Annotated in this window: 17 protein-coding genes and 1 pseudogene; 11 read left to right on the forward strand and 7 right to left on the reverse strand. The window is 62.5% G+C overall.

Translation table 11 applies throughout. The annotated features are described in order from the left end of the window. Positions 1-3: 3 nt before the first annotated feature. The gene (locus tag DKY63_RS26235; protein WP_110966781.1) at positions 4-1173 is read right to left on the reverse strand and encodes an efflux RND transporter periplasmic adaptor subunit; all 1170 of its coding nucleotides are present in this window, start codon (positions 1171-1173) and stop codon (positions 4-6) included. A gap of 268 nt (positions 1174-1441) precedes the next feature. Here DKY63_RS26235 and DKY63_RS26240 point away from each other — a divergent pair, with 268 nt between their 5' ends. Further along, the gene (locus DKY63_RS26240; protein WP_110966782.1) at positions 1442-2074 is read left to right on the forward strand and encodes a TetR family transcriptional regulator; all 633 of its coding nucleotides are present in this window, start codon (positions 1442-1444) and stop codon (positions 2072-2074) included. A gap of 785 nt (positions 2075-2859) precedes the next feature. Here DKY63_RS26240 and DKY63_RS26245 read toward each other — a convergent pair. The 3 genes from DKY63_RS26245 to DKY63_RS26255 are packed head-to-tail and all read right to left on the reverse strand — an operon-like array spanning position 2860 to position 5435. Further along, complete coding sequence (locus DKY63_RS26245; RefSeq protein WP_110966783.1) at positions 2860-3909, reverse strand: alkene reductase; 1050 nt, start codon at positions 3907-3909, stop codon at positions 2860-2862. Between the two features lie 21 nt (positions 3910-3930). Then, on the reverse strand, positions 3931-5097 hold the full coding sequence (locus tag DKY63_RS26250; RefSeq protein ID WP_110966784.1) for an MFS transporter: 1167 nt from the start codon (positions 5095-5097) through the stop codon (positions 3931-3933). Between the two features lie 35 nt (positions 5098-5132). After that, positions 5133-5435, reverse strand: a complete 303-nt coding sequence (locus DKY63_RS26255; RefSeq protein WP_110966785.1) for an ArsR/SmtB family transcription factor — start codon at positions 5433-5435, stop codon at positions 5133-5135. Between the two features lie 171 nt (positions 5436-5606). Here DKY63_RS26255 and DKY63_RS26260 point away from each other — a divergent pair, with 171 nt between their 5' ends. Then, a complete protein-coding gene (locus tag DKY63_RS26260; RefSeq protein ID WP_110966786.1) occupies positions 5607-6185 on the forward strand; it encodes an ACP phosphodiesterase in 579 nt (192 codons plus the stop codon). Positions 6186-6310: 125 nt separating this feature from the next. Here DKY63_RS26260 and DKY63_RS26265 read toward each other — a convergent pair whose 3' ends face one another. Both DKY63_RS26265 and olsB read right to left on the reverse strand, forming a co-directional pair. Beyond that, entirely contained in the window at positions 6311-7102 is a 792-nt protein-coding gene (locus DKY63_RS26265; RefSeq protein WP_110966787.1) for a lysophospholipid acyltransferase family protein, read from the reverse strand. Then, on the reverse strand, positions 7102-7857 hold the full coding sequence (olsB, locus tag DKY63_RS26270) for an L-ornithine N(alpha)-acyltransferase (RefSeq protein WP_110966788.1): 756 nt from the start codon (positions 7855-7857) through the stop codon (positions 7102-7104). The genes DKY63_RS26265 and olsB overlap by 1 nt, the downstream gene beginning before the upstream one ends. A 155-nt stretch (positions 7858-8012) precedes the next feature. Between olsB and DKY63_RS26275 the strand changes: the two genes are divergently transcribed. The 9 genes and pseudogenes from DKY63_RS26275 (at position 8013) to DKY63_RS26320 (ending at position 17553) form a co-directional block, all read left to right on the forward strand. Continuing rightward, the gene (locus DKY63_RS26275; protein WP_110966789.1) at positions 8013-8900 is read left to right on the forward strand and encodes an acyl-CoA dehydrogenase family protein; all 888 of its coding nucleotides are present in this window, start codon (positions 8013-8015) and stop codon (positions 8898-8900) included. A 180-nt stretch (positions 8901-9080) separates the two neighbouring features. Continuing rightward, positions 9081-10174: pseudogene (locus DKY63_RS26280) on the forward strand (serine hydrolase domain-containing protein). Continuing rightward, entirely contained in the window at positions 10171-10494 is a 324-nt protein-coding gene (locus tag DKY63_RS26285; protein WP_110966790.1) for an amidase, read from the forward strand. Before DKY63_RS26280 ends, DKY63_RS26285 begins: the two are co-directional and overlap by 4 nt. 272 nt (positions 10495-10766) lie before the next feature. Next, complete coding sequence (locus tag DKY63_RS26290; protein WP_110967985.1) at positions 10767-11942, forward strand: M20 aminoacylase family protein; 1176 nt, start codon at positions 10767-10769, stop codon at positions 11940-11942. An 81-nt stretch (positions 11943-12023) separates the two neighbouring features. Further along, a complete protein-coding gene (locus DKY63_RS26295) occupies positions 12024-13334 on the forward strand; it encodes a citrate-proton symporter (RefSeq protein WP_110966791.1) in 1311 nt (436 codons plus the stop codon). Continuing rightward, positions 13328-14779, forward strand: a complete 1452-nt coding sequence (locus DKY63_RS26300) for an amidase (protein ID WP_275428117.1) — start codon at positions 13328-13330, stop codon at positions 14777-14779. The genes DKY63_RS26295 and DKY63_RS26300 overlap by 7 nt, the downstream gene beginning before the upstream one ends. 81 nt (positions 14780-14860) lie before the next feature. Beyond that, entirely contained in the window at positions 14861-15631 is a 771-nt protein-coding gene (locus DKY63_RS26305; protein WP_110966792.1) for an IclR family transcriptional regulator, read from the forward strand. Positions 15632-15803: 172 nt separating this feature from the next. Next, on the forward strand, positions 15804-16394 hold the full coding sequence (locus DKY63_RS26315) for a YceI family protein (protein WP_110966793.1): 591 nt from the start codon (positions 15804-15806) through the stop codon (positions 16392-16394). A gap of 1 nt (position 16395) precedes the next feature. Then, the gene (locus tag DKY63_RS26320; RefSeq protein ID WP_110966794.1) at positions 16396-17553 is read left to right on the forward strand and encodes a phospholipase D-like domain-containing protein; all 1158 of its coding nucleotides are present in this window, start codon (positions 16396-16398) and stop codon (positions 17551-17553) included. A gap of 132 nt (positions 17554-17685) precedes the next feature. On the opposite strand, the gene bglX is transcribed toward DKY63_RS26320, so the two are convergent. Continuing rightward, on the reverse strand, positions 17686-19977 hold the full coding sequence (bglX, locus tag DKY63_RS26325) for a beta-glucosidase BglX (protein ID WP_110966795.1): 2292 nt from the start codon (positions 19975-19977) through the stop codon (positions 17686-17688). Positions 19978-20105: the final 128 nt, after the last annotated feature.

A 20105-nucleotide genomic window follows, 5' to 3' on the forward strand; every position in this document is an offset into this window, starting at 1 on the left:
GGTTTAATCCTTTTTACCGCTGGAAGCCTGTTCAGCTGCCTTGGCGGGTGCCGGGCTCGCGGTTCCGGCAGGGGCACCGACGTTGGTTGCATCAGTGGCCTTGACTTCGATGCCTGGCTTGACGAATTGCAGGCCTTCGGTGATCAGGCGGTCGCCGGCCTTCAGGCCGTCTTCGATCAGCCACTGATTGCCGACGGTACGGCTGGCCTTGAGCTGGCGCAGTTCGACCTTGTTGTCGGCACCGACGACCAGTGCGGTCGGCGTGCCCTTGAGGTCGCGGGTCACGCCTTGCTGCGGGGCCAGGATCGCTGCGCTGTTCACACCGGCTTGCAACTGGGCGTGAACGAACATGCCCGGAAGCAGGGTGTGGTCAGGGTTCGGGAACACTGCACGCAGGGTCACGGAGCCAGTGGTCTGGTCGACCGAGACTTCGGAGAACTCCAGCTTGCCGTCCAGTTTGTACTGGCTGCCGTCTTCGAGGGTCAGCTTGACCTTGGCGGCGTTGACGCCGGCCTTTTGCAGGCGACCGCTTTCCAGTTCGCGGCGCAATTGCAGCAGTTCCACGGAGGACTGCGTCACGTCGACGTAGATCGGGTCAAGTTGCTGGATCACGGCCATTGCTTCGGTCTGACCGTTGCTGACCAACGCGCCTTCGGTCACTGAAGAACGGCCGATACGACCGGACAGTGGTGCGTAAACCTTGGTGTAGCGCACATTGATCTGGGCGGTTTGCAGGGCGGCTTCCGACTGCAGGCGGTTGGCCACGGCGGTGTCGTATTCCTGGCGGCTCACAGCCTGCTCGTTGACCAGTTGCTGGTAGCGGTCAGAGATCGACTTGGTGGAGCGCAGGTTGGCTTCGGCACTTTTCAGTGTCGCTTCATAAACCGACGGGTCGATCTGGTAGAGCTGCTGGCCTTCCTTCACATCGCCGCCTTCCTTGAACAGGCGCTTGAGAATGATGCCGTTGACCTGCGGACGCACTTCCGCGATGCGGTACGCACTGGTGCGGCCCGGCAGATCGGAAGTCAACGTAAACGTTTGCGGTTGCAGGGTGACGACGCCGACCTGAGGCGGTGGTGCGGCCGGTGCCGCTTCTTCCTTTTTGCATCCGCTGAGCAGCGATGCCAGGGCAATGGCGGCGACCAGAGCGGTAACAGCTGGCTTGAATTGCATGAAAATCCTCGGGTCAGGCGCGTTGGAGAACGCTCAAGAAAACATGGAAGGTTAAAAAATGAGTGCCGGGTGGATAAGTAGCTTGCTAAGGAATATACTTACGTTCATGGTTGTTTGTAAATACCTTGGCTAGGTATCCTCGCCGTTACAGAGGCCGCCGCAAGGTCCGAATTGTAGGCCCGGGGACGGGAGCCCAGAACGCTCGCCCCACTTTTCTTCAGCGGATATTCAGACATCGCTGAAGCACCCTGATTGAGGTTGTACTGCCATGGTCCGTCGCACCAAAGAGGAAGCTCAAGAAACCCGCAACCAGATACTCGAAGCGGCTGAAAAAGCCTTTTACGAGCGGGGCGTGGCCCGTACCACGCTGGCGGACATCGCGACCCTGGCCGGCGTCACTCGCGGGGCCATCTACTGGCACTTCAGCAACAAGGCCGATCTGGTCCAGGCCATGCTCGACAGCCTGCACGAGCCCCTCGATGAATTGGCCAAGGCCGCCGAGAGCGAAGACGAACTCGACCCCCTGGGCTGCATGCGCCGTCTGTTGATTCATTTGTTTCATGAAGTTGCACTGGATCCCAAGACCCGGCGCATCAATGAAATTTTGTTTCACAAGTGCGAATTCACCGATGAAATGTGCGACCTGCGCCAACAGCGCCAGACCGCCAGCCTCGACTGCAACATGCGCATCGGCCTGACCCTGCGTAACGCCGTCAATCGTGGGCAACTACCGCCAGACCTCGACACTGCCCGAGCGGCCATCAGCATCCATGCCTATATAGACGGCCTGCTGTACCAATGGTTGCTGACCCCCGAAAGCTTCGAACTGCACACCGACGCCGAGCGTTGGGTCGATATCGCCATCGACATGCTGCGTTTGAGCCCCAGCCTGCGTAAATGAAACAACATGCGTAATTGCCACTACGGGTGTCAATCGTTGAAGCCGTAGATGAACAGTTCTTCACGGGCGCTGCGGCAGAAGGCTGCTTTTATATACTTACGATTGCCAGGTTGACAGTTCGCAGGCTCGGTAATTTGTAGGGATTTTGTGTCGGCCCCTGTAGGAGCAAGGCTTGCCCGCGATGGCGGCCTGACAGCCGACCAATGTCTTCCAGATGTACCCCAACCTCCTGTAGGAGCGAGCCTGCTCGCGATGGTCGTCAACGATAACGCTGGCAGCCTGACACCCCGCGGTGTTCCGTCGTCCATCGCGAGCAGGCTCGCTCCTACAGGGGACCGCGATCTGCTTTTGCTTTGGCTTTTGATCTTGATCTTGATCTGCCCCGTCGGAAGGCCGAGTGGAGGTGTTCATCCGGGGGGAAGGCGCGCAGCGCCGTGCGGCGAAGCCGCACACATCGAGAGGAGGTGCAGCGAAGCAAACCGGAGGCGATGCCCCCGGGTGAATACCGGAGCGAGGGTATGCCGAGCCTAGGCGAGGCACCGTACGTCAGGGGATCGAGCGCTTTGGTTACTTTCGCGCTCTTCGAAAGTGACCCGCCGTAAGGGCGGAACCTTAAGTGGCCGTTACCAAAAAAATGGATATGTACACCGTCAACAAAAGCATGGCCGGCTGCCAGGCCGCCATCGCGAGCAGGCTCGCTCCTACAAAGAGCAGGTCAAACCCACGATAAATAAAAAGCCCCGGCTCTCTCGAGTCCGGGGCTTTTACGTTTCAACGACTGACGATTACAACGTCGGATAGTCGATGTAACCCACCGGCCCCTTGCCATAGAACAGCTCAGGACGTGCCTCATTCAACGGCGCATCCGCCTTCAAGCGCGCCGGAAGATCCGGGTTGGCAATGAACGGAATACCAAACGCCACCGCATCCGCCTTGCCCGCTGCCAGCCAGGCGTTGGCGCTGTCCTTGGTGAAGCGTTCGTTGACGATGTACGGGCCGCCGAAGGCTTCCTTGATTTGCGGGCCGAGGCTGTCGGCGCCTTCTTTCTCGCGGGAGCAGATGAAGGCGATGCCGCGTTTGCCCAGTTCACGTGCGACGTAGGTGAAGGTTTCGGCCAGGTTGTCGTCGCCCATGTCGTGGGAGTCGGCACGCGGGGCCAGGTGTACGCCGACACGGCCGGCGCCCCAGACTTCGATGGCGGCGTCGGTCACTTCCAGCAGCAGGCGAGCACGGTTTTCCAGGGAGCCGCCGTATTGGTCGGTGCGCTGGTTGGTGCTGCTTTGCAGGAACTGGTCGAGCAGGTAGCCGTTGGCGCCGTGGATTTCCACGCCGTCGAAACCGGCGGCCTTGGCGTTTTCCGCGCCGACGCGGTAGGCGTCGACGATGTCGGCGATTTCAGCGGTTTCCAGGGCGCGGGGCGTTGGGTAGTCGGCCAGCGGGCGAACCAGGCTGACGTGGCCTTTGGGCTGGATGGCGCTCGGGGCGACCGGCTTTTCGCCGTTCAGGTACGACTCATGGGACACCCGGCCCACGTGCCACAGTTGCAGGAAGATCTTGCCGCCCGCGCCGTGGATCGCCTTGGTGACGTTGGTCCAGCCGCGGACCTGGTCGTTGGACCAGATGCCCGGGGTGTCCGGGTAGCCGACGCCCATCGGGGTGACCGAGGTGGCTTCGCTGAGGATCAGGCCGGCGGAGGCGCGTTGCACGTAGTACTCGGCCATCAGCGCGTTGGGCACACGGCCTTCGTCGGCGCGGCAGCGGGTCAGCGGGGCCATGATGATGCGGTTGGACAGCTCGAGGTCGCCCAGTTTGATCGGATCGAAAATCGTCGTCATTTACTAGCTCTCTTATGGAGATCAGTGGGTAGCAGGTGCCAGTTCGGGATTACCGCTCTGACGGAAAGTGATCAGGGTCAGGACCAGGGCGAACACCGCCAGTGCAGCGGCCGCCAGGGGCACGCTGGTCAGGCCGTAGCCGTGGGCGATGACGCTGCCGCCGACCCAGGCGCCCAGGGCGTTGCCGACGTTGAAGGCGCCGATGTTCAGGGTCGAGACCAGGTTCGGTGCGGCCTTGCCGTAGGTCACCACGTTGACTTGCAGGGCAGGCACGGCGGCGAAACACGCGGTGGCCCAGAGGAACAGGGTGATTTCGGTGGGGATCAGCGCGACGCTGGTCCAGGTCAGCACCGTGGACACCACGGCCATCGCGATGAACACGCCGATCAGCGTCGCGGCCAGGCCTTTGTCGGCCAGCTTGCCGCCGATGATGTTGCCGACGGTCAGGCCCAGGCCGATGAGCATCAGGGTCCAGGTCACGCCGCGGGGGGAGACGCCGGTGACGTCACCCAGCAGCGGCGCGACGTAGGTGAACAGGGTGAACACGGAGGCGGCGAACATCGCGGTCATACTCAGGGACAGCCAGATACCGGCGCCTTTGAGGGCACGCAGTTCGGCACGCATGTCGAGTTTCTCTTCATCGCGCTTGGCCGGCAGGAAGCGAATCAGGCCGATCAGGGCGATCACGCCAATCACGGTCACTGCCCAGAAGGTCGAGCGCCAGCCGGCTTGCTGACCGAGGGCGGTGCCCAGCGGTACGCCCAGCACGTTGGCCAGGGTCAGGCCGGTGAACATCAGGGCCACGGCAGACGCACGCTTGTTGGCCGGCACCAAACTGGCGGCGACCACCGAACCGATGCCGAAGAAGGCACCGTGACACAGGGCGGTGACAACCCGGGCGAACATCAGCACGTTGTAGTCGGTGGCCACCGCACAGAGCAGGTTGCCGACAATGAAAATGCCCATCAACGCCACCAGGGCGGCCTTGCGCGGCAGCCTGGCGGTGGCCAGTGCCATGAACGGCGCACCGATGGCCACGCCCAACGCATAACCGGTGACCAGCCAGCCGGCACCGGGGATCGACACACCGAGGTCAGCCGCCACGTTGGGCAGCAAGCCCATGATGACGAATTCGGTCGTACCGATGGCGAAGGCGCTTAGCGCCAATATGAGTAGCGGGAGGGGCATGGTTTGATTCCTTTTCGGCCTGCTGACGTAAAGGGTCAGAGCTCTTTGCTGAAGGTTTTGAGGAACTCCTGGATGGTTTCCTCGTTACGTTTGAAGAAGTGCCACTGGCCGACTTTGCGGCTGCTGATCAGGCCGGCGCGTTGCAGGGTCGCCAGGTGCGCGGACACCGTGGACTGCGACAGGCCGCAACGTTGATCGATCTGCCCGGCACACACGCCGTGCTCGTTGCTGTGAGACTGATCGGGGAATTCGACGTCCGGGTCTTTTAGCCAGTGCAGGATTTCTCGCCGTACCGGGTGCGCCAGGGCTTTTATTATTTCGTCGAGATTGATGGTCATGATGTAGGGCTCGTGATGTGTAAAACGCTATATCGCGATGAAGCGAAATTTAAATCGTTATTTCGCGATATGCCAATATGATTTCGATCTCACGACCGAGCAAATCGGTATATCGGGTTATAACGATACGTTGGCTGTAACGTTACAAGGGGGCAGTGCTAAGCTGCGCGCATGAACTATCTCGCACATCTTCATCTCGGTGGCCAGCGCCCCGGTCAATTGCTCGGCAGCCTGTATGGCGATTTCGTCAAGGGACGGCTGCAAGGGCAGTTCGAGCCGGAGATCGAAACCGCCATCCAGTTGCATCGCAGCATCGATGTCTTCACCGACCGCCACCCGCTGGTGGATGCCTCGCTGTCGCGCTTTTCCCTGACCCGCCGGCGTTACGCGGGGATCGTCCTCGACGTGTTTTTCGACCATTGCCTGGCACGGGACTGGCGGCAGTACGCGGACCGCCCGCTGGAGCAGTTCACCTCGGACGTGTACCGGGTGCTGTCCAGCCAGCAGCAATTGCCGGAGCGCCTGGCGAGGATCGCGCCGCACATGGTGGCTAATGATTGGTTGGGGTCGTATCGGGAATTTGAAGTGCTGGAGCAGGTGTTGGGGGGGATTTCACGGCGCTTGACCCGGCCTGAAGAGCTGGCGGCGGCGATGCAGGAATTGCGGGTGTTGTATGAGCCGTTGAGCGAGGATTTCCGGTTGTTCTATCCGCAGCTTCAGGCGTTCGCCCAGAATCCGCCAACACCTTAAACCCATTGTAGGAGCGAGCCTGCTCGCGATGACGATGTTCCATTCAACATCTTCATTGAATGTTGAATCGCTATCGCGAGCAGGCTCGCTCCTACAGGATTTTGTGTTTCTTCAAGGGAATCGTGTCAGGCCGCAATCGCAGGCCGCATTGGCGCTCTTTGGGTTTCCGGAACCGTCCCGAACAACGCCTTCTGCACCGCCTGCTGCGCTTCAAACGCCAGTGCCGCGCGCTCACGGCCTTCGCAGGCGATCGGCTTGAGCAAGCGAATCTCCACCTCACCGCGATCATTGGCAAACAGGCGCATCAGGTGCGAGAGCAGGTCGTCGTCGCCAATGAATGGCGCCAGCATGTCGGGGTCGCCGTTGCGCAGGTAACGGATCGCCACCGGCTGCAACTTCACCTCGGAATCGATCGCCGCCGACAACAGGCGACCATGGAAGGTGCGCAGGGAACGGCCGTCGGTGGTGGTGCCTTCGGGGAACATCAGCAGCGCGTGTTCCTGCTGCAGATGGCGAGTCATCTGTTTGCGGATCAACTGGCTGTCGCCCGAGCCGCGGCGAATGAACAGGCTGCCGGCCTTGGCCGCCAACCAGCCCGCCACGGGCCAGGTGCGAACCTCGGCCTTGGACAGGAACGACAGCGGCGTGAGCATCCCCAACAGCGGGATGTCGGTCCAGGACACATGGTTGCTGACCCACAGCATCGGGGTCTTCGGCAGTTCGCCCAGGACCCTGATGTCGAAGGGCAGGGCATTGCTCAAACGGGCCATGAAAAACCGCGACCAGCGCTGGCGACGCTCCATCGAATGGGCCAGCCCCAGGCGTTCGAACACGCCGAACACACTGGCCATGCACAAGCCCAGCACGACCACCAGCAGCACCCGGGCGATTCGCGCGTAAACGCGCAACCGACGCATCACACGGCCGCCTTGAAGTGCTTGGCGTAGCGCGGGCACAACTCGTCGCGCTTGAGCAGGATGAACACGTCGGCCACCTGGAAATCTTCGTCCCAGCAAGGCTCGCCGCAGATCTTCGCACCCAGGCGCATGTAAGCCTTGAGCAGCGGTGGCATTTCGGCGATGACGTTGGACGGGATGTCCAGCGCGGGCAGTGGTTTTTTCGGCTCGGCGCGCAGGTGTTCGGTGCACAGGTAGCGTTCGCGCAGACGCTGCATGATCGCGTGGGCCTGGATGCCGCCGTCCTGCATCGGGATGCTCGCGCAGCCCATCAGATAGCTGTAGCCGCCCTGGTTCAGCACTTCGGCCAGTTCACCCCAGAGCACGGCGATGGTGCCGCCATTGCGGTAGGCCGGGTCGACGCAGGTGCGGCCGATTTCCAGGATCGGGCCTTTGAGATGAATCAGGCCATGCAGGCTGAATTCTTCTTCGCTGTAGAACTTGCCCAGCGTGGTGGCGGCGGTGTAGTCGAGCAGGCGAGTGGTCGCCACCAGGCGCCCGGTGTTCAGATCGCGCACGCCGATGTGGAAGCAGTGAATGTCGTAGTCATCCATGTCCAGACCCAGCTCCGCGCCCTTCAGCTTGGCGTTGAATTCGCCGCTGAATACGTTGAAACGCAAGGCCTGTGCTTCTTGCAGCGCCTGGGCGCCGACCAGGCGTTCGGCTTGCAGGCGGCGTTCACTTCCGGTGTCGCTGATGCGGGCGATCTGAGTCATGGCGATTCTCCGTGCGGGCTGCTCACCCGTCTGTGGGTTACAGCGGATCGACTTTCTTTATCCAGCCTTGTTGTGCAAAGTCAGGCTATGTAGCCCCGGTGTCATCGCCGTTAAGCTTTGGTGATGCTTATATGACAGCCCTCAAGGAGCCTCCTATGCCCTGGCAAACCCTGTTGAACCGCCGCGATCGCCTGCCCGCCGAACCGGACCTGGGCGAGGGATTCGCGACGCTGCTGCAGTTGTTGGGCAACGTCACCCCGTTCGAATTGGCCGTGGCCGGTGGACGCTTGATGGCGACTCCGGGGCTGGCGTTTCTGGTGGGCTATCAGGCGGCGTTGCGCATGCTCTGGCCGAGCGCGCCCCACAGCCTTGGTGCCCTGTGCGCGACCGAGCAACGCAGCTTGCGACCGGCCGATATGCAGACTCGGCTGAGTGATTTGCGCTTGAGCGGGCGCAAGGATTTCGTCACGGCGGGCGACGCGGCCGACTGGCTGCTGGTGGCCGCTCGCAGCGAGCAACCGGGCGACGATCCGCGTCTGAGTCTTGCGGTGGTCTATCCCGGTGAACCGGGTGTGCGCGTGGAAAAGCTCCCGGCGATCCCGTTGATGCCGGACGTCAGCCATGGCCGGTTGATTCTGGATGGCGCGCTGTGCGAGTTGCTGGCCGGGGATGGCTGGGATGCTTACGTCAAACCGTTCCGCACGCTGGAAGACATCTATGTGCTCAGTGCGATGACGGCCTGGTTGTATGGCGTTGGCCAGGAGTGCGACTGGTCGCAATGTTTGCAATTGCGCTTGCTGGCGCTGTTGGCCGGGTGTGCGGAAGTCAGTCGACAGGCGCCGGGCAATGCGGCGGGGCATGTGTTGTTGGGTGGGTTGTTTACGCAGTTCGAGATGCTCAAGGGTGAGATCGATCAAGCGCTGGCCGATGGGCCGCCAGCCTGGGCGGCGATGTGGCAGCGCGATCATGCGGTGATGGATCTGGCGGCGGGGGCGCGGGGCAAGCGGTTGGCCAAGGCGTTGGCGGGATTGTCTTCTGCCTGAAGGGCCCCATCGCGGGCAAGCCTTGCTCCCACAGGTTTAGCGTCTATCGGATATTCGCGACAGACGATGAACCTGTGGGAGCAAGGCTCGCCCGCGATGCGATTTCAAGGGCAAAACAAATCCCGGAACTGTCATCAACGTCGACTAGGCTCAGCAGGTTCATCCCCAAGAGCCCCCGCCATGTCCAAAGGCTTGTCCCTGCTCTTCATCCTGCTGCTCAGCCTCTCGGCACACGCTGAAAACTGGCCCGCCGAACAATGGCCAACCGCCCGACCACCACCGGTCCGGCACTTGCGGCACTTGAGACTTACGCCTTCCCACCCCGAGATGACACCACTCGCCAGGGCATCCGCACCGACGCCTTGCTGGTGATCCGCGACGGCCAGTTGATCTATGAACGCTACGTCGGCCCGACCACCGCCAATACACCGCACCTGACCTGGTCGATCAGCAAAAGCCTGATGGCCACGGTACTCGGCGTGGCCTATGGCGAAGGCAGGTTCAAGCTCGATGACCCGGCCGCCAAATACTATCCACCGCTGCAAAAGCACCCGGACCTGACGATGGCCGATCTGCTGCACTGGGCCTCGGGCCTGGACTGGCAGGAAGACTACGAATACGCCCCGCTGAAATCCTCGGTGGTGGCCATGCTCTATACCCGTGGCCACCCGGACATGGCCGCGTTCACCGCCAGCCACGACAACTTCGCCGAGCCGGGGCAGGCGTTTCGTTATTCCAGCGGCGACAGCGGTCTGTTAGCCGCCGCGTTGAAAACCATCGTCGGCCCGGACCGTTATGCGGACTATCCGTGGACCGCTTTGTTCGAGCCACTGGGCATCCGTCATGCGGTCTGGGAAAGCGATGCCACGGGCACCTTCGTCGCCTCGTCCTATGCCTACCTCACTGCACGGGATCTGGCCCGCATCGGCCTGTTGATGGCCCGCGACGGTCGCTGGGGTGATCGGCAGTTGCTGCCCAGGGACTGGGTCGCGTTCAACCGCGAGCCGTTCGCTCGTTATCGGGCCCATCAGGATGATGCGGTGCCCGGAGGTCATTGGTGGCTCAATCGGGCAGTGGACGGTGCCGCAAAGCCCTGGCCCGACGCGCCCGACGACACCTTCGCCGCGCTGGGCCATTGGGGGCAGGCGTTGTACGTGATCCCCAGCGAGAACCTGGTGATCGTCCGTTACGCCGATGACCGCGATGACAGTTTTCAAGACAACGAACTGCTCAAACTCGCGCGCCAGGCCTTTGCCGGCAAGGTGCAGCCATGAGCGGTTCTCTGCGTCGTCATCCAATCCGTTCGCTGCTACTGATCCTGCTGCTCGCCTTGCTTGGCTGGATCTGGCATGAGCGCGTGGCCTTGTGGGCATTCCCCGACATCATCAGCGCCTACACCGCCAAGGAATATTGTTCGTGTCGGTATGTGATGAACAACGATGCGCAGTACTGCCAGGGTTATGTGAAGCAGTGGTTGCCCATCAGCGGTTTCACCGATGATGCCGCGACCAAGCGCGTCACCGTCAGCGGCATGGGGCGCAGCAATAGCGCCGTGTGGATTGGCGAGCGCCAGGGCTGCCGCCTGTCACCATAATCGACCTGTAGGAGCGAGCCTGCTCGCGATGAAATCGACAACACCGTTGGGTGTCAGGCAGCCAGCGTTATCGTTGGCGACCATCGCGAGCATGCTCGCTCCTACAGGTATTTCTGTACTCCTGCTTCTGTGGTTCCACACCGTGGAACCACATTCGATTGTCCTCGTGCGCGACTCGCGGTTATCTGGCGGTGAGCGCGACCTGCCTTGATGTGTCGCGAAATCGCCGCGAACAAAAAGAACGGGAATTCACCCGGCACGAGGACCATTTCATGACCCGACATCAGCACATCCTTGCCTGGCTCAACGACGTCGCCAGCGACCTGCACGCCACCCGCCAGGACATTCACGCCCACCCGGAACTCGGCTTTGAGGAAAACCGCACCTCGGCGCTGGTCGCCCGGTCGCTTGAAGAATGTGGCTATGAAGTGCACACCGGCATCGGCAAGACCGGCGTGGTCGGCGTGCTGCGCAATGGCAGCAGTTCGCGCAAGCTGGGGATACGCGCCGACATGGATGCGCTGCCAATCATCGAAAACACCGGCGTGGCCTACAGCAGCCAGCACCGGGGTTGCATGCACGCCTGCGGGCATGACGGCCACACCACCATGCTGTTGGGCGCGGCCCGCTATCTGGCGGCGACCCGTCAGTTCGACGGCACCCTGACCCTGATTTTCCAGCCCGCCGAAGAAGGCCAGGGCGGTGCCGAGGCGATGCTCGCTGACGGCCTGCTCGAACGTTTCCCCTGCGATGCGCTGTTCGGCATGCACAACATGCCGGGGCTGCCGGCGGGGCACCTGGGCTTTCGCGCCGGTCCCATGATGGCTTCGCAGGATCTGTTGACCGTCACTATCGAAGGTGTCGGTGGCCACGGCTCAATGCCCCATCTGGCGGTGGACCCGCTGGTGGCGGCGTCCAGCGTGGTCATGGCTCTGCAAACCGTGGTCGCGCGCAACATCGATGCGCAGCAGGCGGCGGTGGTGACGGTGGGCGCGCTGCAAGCTGGCGAAGCGGCCAACGTCATTCCACAGCAGGCCATTTTGCGTCTGAGCCTGCGGGCGCTGAATGCCCAGGTGCGTGAGCAGACCCTCGAACGCGTGCGCGGGATCATCGAATCCCAGGCCGCCAGTTTCGGCTGCACCTCACGCATCGAACATCGCCCGGCCTATCCGGTGCTGGTCAACCACGACGCCGAAACCGAGTTCGCCCGCCAGGTCGGTGTCGAGCTGGTGGGTGAAGACGCCGTGGACGGCAACACCGCCAAACTCATGGGTAGCGAAGATTTCGCCTGGATGCTGCAACGCTGCCCCGGCGCCTACCTGTTCATCGGCAACGGCGTGTCGCGGCCGATGGTGCACAACCCGGCCTACGACTTTAACGATGACATCCTCCTCACCGGCGCGGCGTATTGGGGCGCGCTGACCGAGAGCTGGCTCAAGCCGGCCTGACCTTTCCACTTTCTACTGCCGCTGGACCGGGCGTGCCTCGTCGCGCCCGTTAAAACCCAACAGGTTTCTGGAGAGTTCCCCATGCACAGTTCAAGCACTGGCGTTTCGCGTACCCGGCAGGTGGTCGCCGCCGTTATCGGCAACGCGCTGGAATGGTATGACTTCATCGTTTACGGTTTTCTGGCGAGCATCATCGCCCGGCAATTTTTCCCCTCCGACGACGACTACGCCTCGCTGTTGATGGCCCTGGCGACCTTCGGCGTCGGCTTCTTCATGCGCCCGGTGGGCGGCGTCCTGCTGGGCATGTATTCCGACCGCAAAGGGCGCAAGGCGGCGATGCAGCTGATTATCCGCCTGATGACGGTGTCCATCGCGCTGATCGCCTTTGCGCCGAACTACGCTGCGATCGGCATGGGCGCGCCGCTGTTGATCGTGGTCGCGCGGATGCTGCAAGGCTTCGCCACGGGCGGCGAGTACGCCAGCGCCACGGCGTTCCTGGTGGAGAGCGCACCGGCCCATCGCAAGGGGCTGTATGGCTCGTGGCAATTGGTCGGGCAATGCCTGGCGGTGTTTGCCGGGGCGGGGATGGTGGCGTTGTTCACCCATCTGCTGTCGCCCGAGGCGCTGGACAGTTGGGGCTGGCGGGTTCCGTTCATGATCGGTCTGCTGATCGGCCCGGTGGGTCTGTGGATTCGCAAGCACATGGAGGAGCCGGAAGAATTCCTCGAGGCGCGCAAACAGGCCAAGGGCACCGGTCCCGGTTTGCTGCAAGTGATCCGCGAACATCGGCGGGCGATCCTGGTGTCCATGGGTCTGGCCTGTGGCGCGACCGTGTCGTTCTACGTGGTGCTGGTGAACATGCCGACCTTTGCCCACAAGAACCTGGGCCTGCCGCTGGATCAGGTGCTGCTGGTGCAGATGCTCGCGGTGGCGCTGATGACCGTGGTGATCCCGTTGTCCGGCGCGCTGTCTGATCGCCTTGGCCGTCGTCCGGTGTTGATGGCGTTCACCCTGGCGTTTTTCCTGATGGTCTATCCGTTGTACGTGTGGGTCGCGGCGGCGCCTTCGGTGGAGCGCCTGCTGGTGATGCAATTGCTGCTGTGCAGCGCGATTGGCGGCTTCTTCGGTCCGGCGCCGACGGCGCTGGCCGAGCAGTTCCCGGTCGAAGTGCGCTCCACCGGCGTCTCGGTGGCCTACAACGTCGCGGTCATGATCTTCGGCGGTTTTGCCCCGTTGATCGTCACCTGGCTGAGCAAGGTCCTGGCGACGCCGGTAGCCCCGTCTTTCTACGTGTTGTTCACTTGCCTGCTGACGCTGTTGGGTACCTACTGCATGCAGGAGAAGCCGCGAGCCACGAATTCTGTCGCACTGAACCTTGAGGTGAAATCTTGAGCATCCATCCGATTGTTGAAATGGACGCCGAAGCGTTGTCCCGGGCCATTCACGAAAGGGACGTGTCCTGCCGTGAGGTGATGCAGGCGTATCTGGCGCAGATCGAGCGCTTTAATCCGCAGGTCAATGCGCTGGTGTCCCTGCGTTCGGAAGAGGAACTGCTGGCCGAAGCCGATGCTTGTGATCGACAACTGGATCAGGGCCAGTCCCGCGGCTGGATGCACGGCATGCCGCAAGCGATCAAGGATCTGGCGGCCACCGCCGGCTTGCGCACGAGCATGGGTTCGCCGCTGTTCGCCGAGCAGGTGCCGGCACAGGATGCGATCAGTGTGGCGCGTGTCCGCGAGAGTGGGGCGATCATCATCGGCAAGACCAACGTCCCGGAATTCGGCCTTGGCTCGCAGACCTACAACTCGGTGTTCGGCACCACTACCAATGCCTACGATCACTCGCGGGTGGCCGGTGGCAGCAGCGGCGGGGCGGCGGTGGCGCTGGCCTTGCGCATGCTGCCGGTGGCAGATGGCAGCGACATGATGGGTTCGCTGCGCAATCCGGCCGCATTCAACAATGTCTTTGGTTTTCGCCCGTCCCTGGGGCGCGTGCCCCACGGTCCGGCACCGGAGGTGTTCGTCCAGCAGTTGGCCACCGAGGGGCCGATGGGCCGTACCGTCACCGACATCGCCCGGTTGCTCGGCACCCAAGCCGGTTACGACCCGCGCGTGCCGCTGTCGCTGACCGGCAGTCCGGACATTTTCCAGCAACCGCTGGCACAGGATTTCCGCGATGTCCGGCTCGGCTGGCTCGGCGATTACAATGGCTACCTGCCGATGGAACCGGGTGTGATGAGCCTGTGCGAGTCGGCGCTGCAGGATTTCGCGACGCTGGGCTGCAAGGTCGAAGCCTGCCAGCCGGATTTCTCCATGGAGCGCCTGTGGCAGACCTGGCTGGTGCATCGGCATTGGCTGGTGCAGGGCAGCCTTGGTGGGTTGTACGCCGATCCGCAGAAACGCCAGCAACTCAAGCCCGAAGCCCAATGGGAAATCGAGGGTGGCTTGCGCCTGAGTGCCTTGGACGTCTACCAGGCCTCAGTCAGCCGCAGCGAGTGGTACCGCGCCTTGAACGAATTGTTCGAACGTTACGACTTCCTGCTGCTGCCCACTGCCCAGGTGTTCCCTTTTGATGCACAGACCCAGTGGCCGCGCGTCGTCGGCGGGCGGGACATGGACACCTATCACCGTTGGATGGAAGTGGTGATTGGCCCGACCCTGGCCGGTCTGCCAGCCATGAACGTGCCTGTTGGATTCAACGCGGCCGGCCTGCCGATGGGGCTGCAAATCATTGGCCCGGCCCAGGCTGACCTCGCTGTGCTGCAACTGGCCTATGCCCACGAGCAACTGACGCAATGGGTCAAGCGTCGGCCGCCCGCTTGTCTGCAACTGGCCTGAGTGTTCGAGATGGGCCTGTAACTTGCTGTAACTTGTGAAAGCAGCCTATGTTGGTCAGGCGCTAATCGGGAGATCGAACACATGGACAGCAAGGTAGAAAGCGGCAGCGTACGTTCCGTGGAGCGCGCCCTGGCGATCGTCGAGTTGCTCGGCGAGCATCAGGCGCTCGGCCTTGAGCAGTTGCACTATCTGACTGCCCTGCCCAAAGCCACGGTGTCGCGCATGTTGCTGACCTTGCAGGAGCAGGGCTGGGTCTATCGCGGCTTGAGCGACCGGCAATACCGGCTGTGCGCCAAGCGCCTGTTTGGCGACAGTCAGCAACGCTTCAAGCGGCGCCTGGTGGAAAGCGCAGCGCCCTTGCTGGTGGAGTTGAGTGAGCGCACCGGGCTGGTGGCGGACCTGTCGTGCTTTGATGGCGAACGGGTGGAGGTCATGGAGAGCTCGATCCCTTCGGCGTTGCGCAAACGCTATCCGAACAACTGCCAGATCGTCGGTCACCACGCCAGCCTGTTTCATTCCGCCATGGGCCGTGCCTGTCTGGGCGAGCTGCAAAGCCATGAAGTCGAGCGCCTGGCGGCCCGTGAGCGCATCAGCGACGAGTCCCTGTTCCGTGTCACCGGACAATCCCTGCACCAAGGCTTCGGCCAGCGCACCGAGGGCCACTGGGAATACCCGGTGCGCCTGCCATTCCTGATCCGCGCGGTGGCACTGCCAATTCGCGCCGATGGCCGTTTGGTGGGCAGCATGGCGCTGCACTGGCCGATGGACGAGGCGCCGGTGGAGCGGGTGCTGAGCCTGCATCTCAATAGCCTGGCTGCGACCATTAACGATGTGCAGCGGGTGATGGCCTGACACGTAACCTGTAGGAGCGAGCCTGCTCGCGATGGTCGTCAACGATGACACGGGAAACCTGACACCCCGCGGCGCTCTCAGGTTCATCGCGAGCAGGCTCGCTCCTACAGGCTTGCTTATTGCTCAGGGGCAGTTAAGGTTCAGCACAGGTTTATCTGCCCCACGGGTTTCTATGTTCAAGCGGTCTGTCACTCAAACCCTCGCCATCCTGCTATTGGCCGGCGCCTCCCTGTCGGCCCGTGCCGATTGGTATCTGGACGGCGAGTCCTCGCGGCTGTCTTTTGTCAGCACCAAAAATGGCAATCTGTCCGAAGTGCAGCGCTTCCTGGTCTTGCACGGCAAGGTCGAGCCCAGCGGGTTGGCGCAGGTAGAGGTCGAGCTCGACTCGGTCAACAGCGGCGTCCCGCTGCGCGATGAGCGCATGCGCAAGGAACTGTTCGAGATCGAGAAATTTCCCGAGGCCCTGATCACCACGCAAATCGATCTGCGCCCGATCAACGACCTGGCCTCCGGCGCGCAACTGGAACTGCGCCTGCCCCTGACCGTCGACCTGCACGGTCGTCAGCACACCTATAACGCCCAACTGCTGGCCACGCGTCTGGATGACCGGCGCTTTCAGGTGGTGACTCTGGAGCCACTGGTCATCAATGCCGAAGACTTCGACATGGCACCGGGTGTGGAAGCGCTACGCAAGATCGTCGGGCTGTCGGCCATCAGCTTGTCCGTACCCGTGGGTGCGGTGCTGATTTTCACGGCGCGCTGACATGGCCGGCCCGATCTTTCCCTGGCGCGAAGGCAACCACTTCGAATTGCTGATCGATGGCCCGCAGTTTTTCCCGCGCATGCTGGTGGCGATTGCCCGCGCCATCGAACAAGTCGAACTGGAGTTGTACCTGGTGGAGGCGGGTGCCTGTGCCGAAGCCATGGTGCAGGCGCTGGTCCAGGCGGCTGAGCGTGGGGTCCGGGTGCGCTGCCTGTTCGATGACTACGGCAGCCTGGCGTTTACCCTGGCACTGCGTCAGCGCCTGATGGGCGCGGGGGTGGAGTTGCGTTTCTACAACCGCCTGAGCTGGCGGCGCTGGGTCGGCAACTTCTACCGCGATCACCGCAAATTACTGCTGGTGGACCAGAGCCTGGCAGTGGTTGGCGGCACCGGCGTCACCGATGAGTTCTGGACGCCGGGCGAAGACGTCAGCGAGTGGCATGAGGTGATGGTGGAAATCACCGGCCCGCTGGTGACCGACTGGCAACTGCTGTTCGACCGCCAATGGATCGCCAACCGCCATCGCCGCGCCTGGAAACCAGCCTCGCATTTCGGCCTGCCGCGCCTGCCCCGGGTGCCATCCGTGGGCGAGGGCATGGGCCGGGTTGCCTATGCCGACGCCCGCCAGCACCGGGACATCCTGCAATCGTTGGTGCGTGCGTTGAACAGCGGCCAGCGGCGCATCTGGCTGGCCACGCCGTATTTCCTGCCCACCTGGAAAGTCCGTCGCTCCCTGCGCCGCGCGGCCTCCCGTGGTGTCGATGTGCGGCTGCTGTTGACCGGACCACGCACCGATCACCCGTCGGTGCGCTACGCCGGGCATCGCTACTACCCGCGCCTGCTCAAGGCCGGGGTGAAAATCTTCGAATACCAGCCGTGTTTCCTGCACCTGAAAATGGTCCTGATCGATGACTGGGTGAGCATCGGCTCGTGCAATTTCGATCACTGGAATTTGCGGTTTAACCTTGAGGCCAATCTCGAAGCGCTGGATCCCGGGCTGACGCGGTCGGTGAAAGCGAGTTTCGAGCGGGACTTTGCGTTGAGCCAGGAGGTGAGTCTGGACGAGTGGCGACGCCGGCCGCTGTGGAAGCGGGTCAAGCAGCGGGTGTGGGGATGGGTGGATCGGTTGGTGGTGAATCTGTTGGATAAGCGCGGATAGTCGCCACCCCAAAAACCACTGTAGGAGCGAGCCTGCTCGCGATGAGGCCATCACATTCAACATCGTTGTTGACTGTCAGGCCGTCATCGCGAGCAGGCTCGCTCCTACAGGTTTATTGCGGTGTTTGAAGGATTACAGCAACTCAAAACTCTGCTGCGTCACGTCCTGGGAATCCAGGCCGATCTGCACGTTGAACTTGCCAGGCTCCGCCGCGTATTTGAGCTGGGCGTTGTAGAACTTCAGGTCGTCCTCGCTGATGGTGAAGTGCACGACTTTCTGTTCGCCGGCCTTGAGCATCACTTTCTGGAAGTTCTTCAGTTCCTTGATCGGGCGGATCATCGAGCCGGCCACGTCCTGGATGTACAGCTGCACCACGGTTTCGCCGTCACGCTTGCCGGTGTTCTTCACCGTGACGCTGGCGTCGAGCTTGCCGGTCTTGTTCAGCGTGGTCGCCGACAGGGCCATGTCGCTCAAGCTGAAGTCGGTGTAGCTCAAGCCGTAGCCGAACGGGAACAGGGGGCCGGTGGTGTCATCGAAGTACTGCGAGGTGTAGTTGCCCGGTTTGCCCGGCGTGAACGGCCGGCCAATGGTCAGGTGGTTGTAGTAGGTCGGAATCTGGCCTACCGAACGCGGGAAGCTGATCGGCAGCTTGCCCGACGGGTTGTAATCGCCGAACAGCACGTCGGCGATGGCGTTGCCGCCTTCGGTGCCGGTGAACCAGGTTTCCAGGATCGCATCGGCCTGTTCCTTCTCCTGGAGAAGGGTCAGCGGACGGCCGTTCATCAGCACCAGTACCAGCGGTTTGCCGGTGGCTTTCAGGGCACGGATCAGTTCGCGCTGGTTTTCCGGGATGTTCAGGTCGGTGCGGCTCGACGATTCGTGGGACATGCCACGGGACTCGCCCACGGCAGCAACCACCACGTCAGCGTCCTTGGCCGCTTTCACCGCTTCATCGATCAATTCGTTGGCCGGACGCGGGTCATCGACCACTTCCGGGGCATCGAAGTTGAGGAAGTTCAGGTAGCCGAGGATCTGCTTGTCGCTGGTGATGTTGGCGCCACGGGCGTAGATCAGGTTCGACTTGTCACCGATCACGTTGCTCATGCCATCGAACAGGGTCACCGATTGCGCCGGTTTACCGGCGGCGGCCCAGCTGCCCATCATGTCGATCGGCGCCTTGGCCAACGGGCCGACCAGGGCGACTTTCGCGGTTTTCTTCAGCGGCAGGGTTTCATTGCTGTTCTTCAGCAACACCTGACTGCGACGGGCCACGTCACGGGCCTCTGTACGGTGCAGGCGGCTGTCGGCGTAGGTATCGGCCGGATCATCCTCGGCCTTGCCGATGCGCAGGTACGGGTCCTTGAACAGGCCCATGTCGTACTTGGCGTCCAGCACCGCACGTACGGCGTTGTCGATGTCGCTCTGCTTGATCTCGCCGGACTTCAGCAGCCCTGGCAGCTCCTTGCCGTACAGGGTGTCGTTCATGCTCATGTGGATGCCGGCCTTGATCGCCAGCTTCGCCGCTTCGCGCCCGTCGGCGGCGACGCCGTGCTTGATCAGCTCGAAAATCGCCCCGTGATCGCTCACGGCCAGGCCCTTGAAGCCCCACTCCTTGCGCAGCAGGTCGTTCATCAGCCAGGTGTTGGCGGTGGCCGGCACGCCGTTGATCGAGTTCAGCGCGACCATCACCCCGCCGGCACCGGCGTCGATGGCGGCGCGGTACGGTGGCAGGTAGTCCTGGTACATCTTGACCGGGCTCATGTCGACGACGTTGTAGTCGCGACCGCCCTCGACCGCGCCGTACAGGGCGAAGTGCTTGACGCTGGCCATGATGCTGTCGGCGGCGTTGGCGCCGGTGCCCTGGAACGCCTTGACCATCACCCCGGCAATGCGCGAGACCAGGTAGGTGTCTTCGCCGAAGCCTTCGGAGGTGCGGCCCCAGCGTGGGTCGCGGGAGATGTCGACCATCGGCGCGAAGGTGATGTCGAGGCTGTCGGAGGCGGCTTCCTTGGCGGCGATGCGCCCGGACAGGCCGATGGCGTCCATGTCCCAGCTGGAAGCCAGGGCCAACGGGATCGGGAAAATGGTGCGATGGCCGTGGATCACGTCGTAGGCGAAGAACATCGGGATCTTCAGCCGGCTACGCATGGCCGCGTCCTGCATCGGACGGTTTTCCGGGCGGGTGATCGAGTTGAACGTGCCACCGATGTTGCCGGCGGCGATTTCCTTGCGGATCAGCTCCCGGGGCATTTCCGGGCCGATGCTGATCAGGCGCAACTGGCCGATTTTTTCTTCGAGGGTCATCTGCTTCATCAGGTTGCTGATGAAGGCGTCCTTGTTTTCCAGCGGCGGGGGTGTCGTGGCGGCCAATACGTTATGACTGGCCAGGCTGACGAGCAGGCCCAGCAAACACAGCTTCTTCATGAATAGTTTTCTCAAGGGCCCAAACGGCGTTCGAGGCGCCGGTCAGCCAAAAGTTAGGGAGCGTCTATTGTTGTTCGGGTGGCTTTCCAAATACGGCAGTCAAAACCTGAGCCGAAAACGGCGGTGCC

The organism is Pseudomonas putida (assembly GCF_003228315.1).
GTDB classification, from domain to species: domain Bacteria; phylum Pseudomonadota; class Gammaproteobacteria; order Pseudomonadales; family Pseudomonadaceae; genus Aquipseudomonas; species Aquipseudomonas putida_S.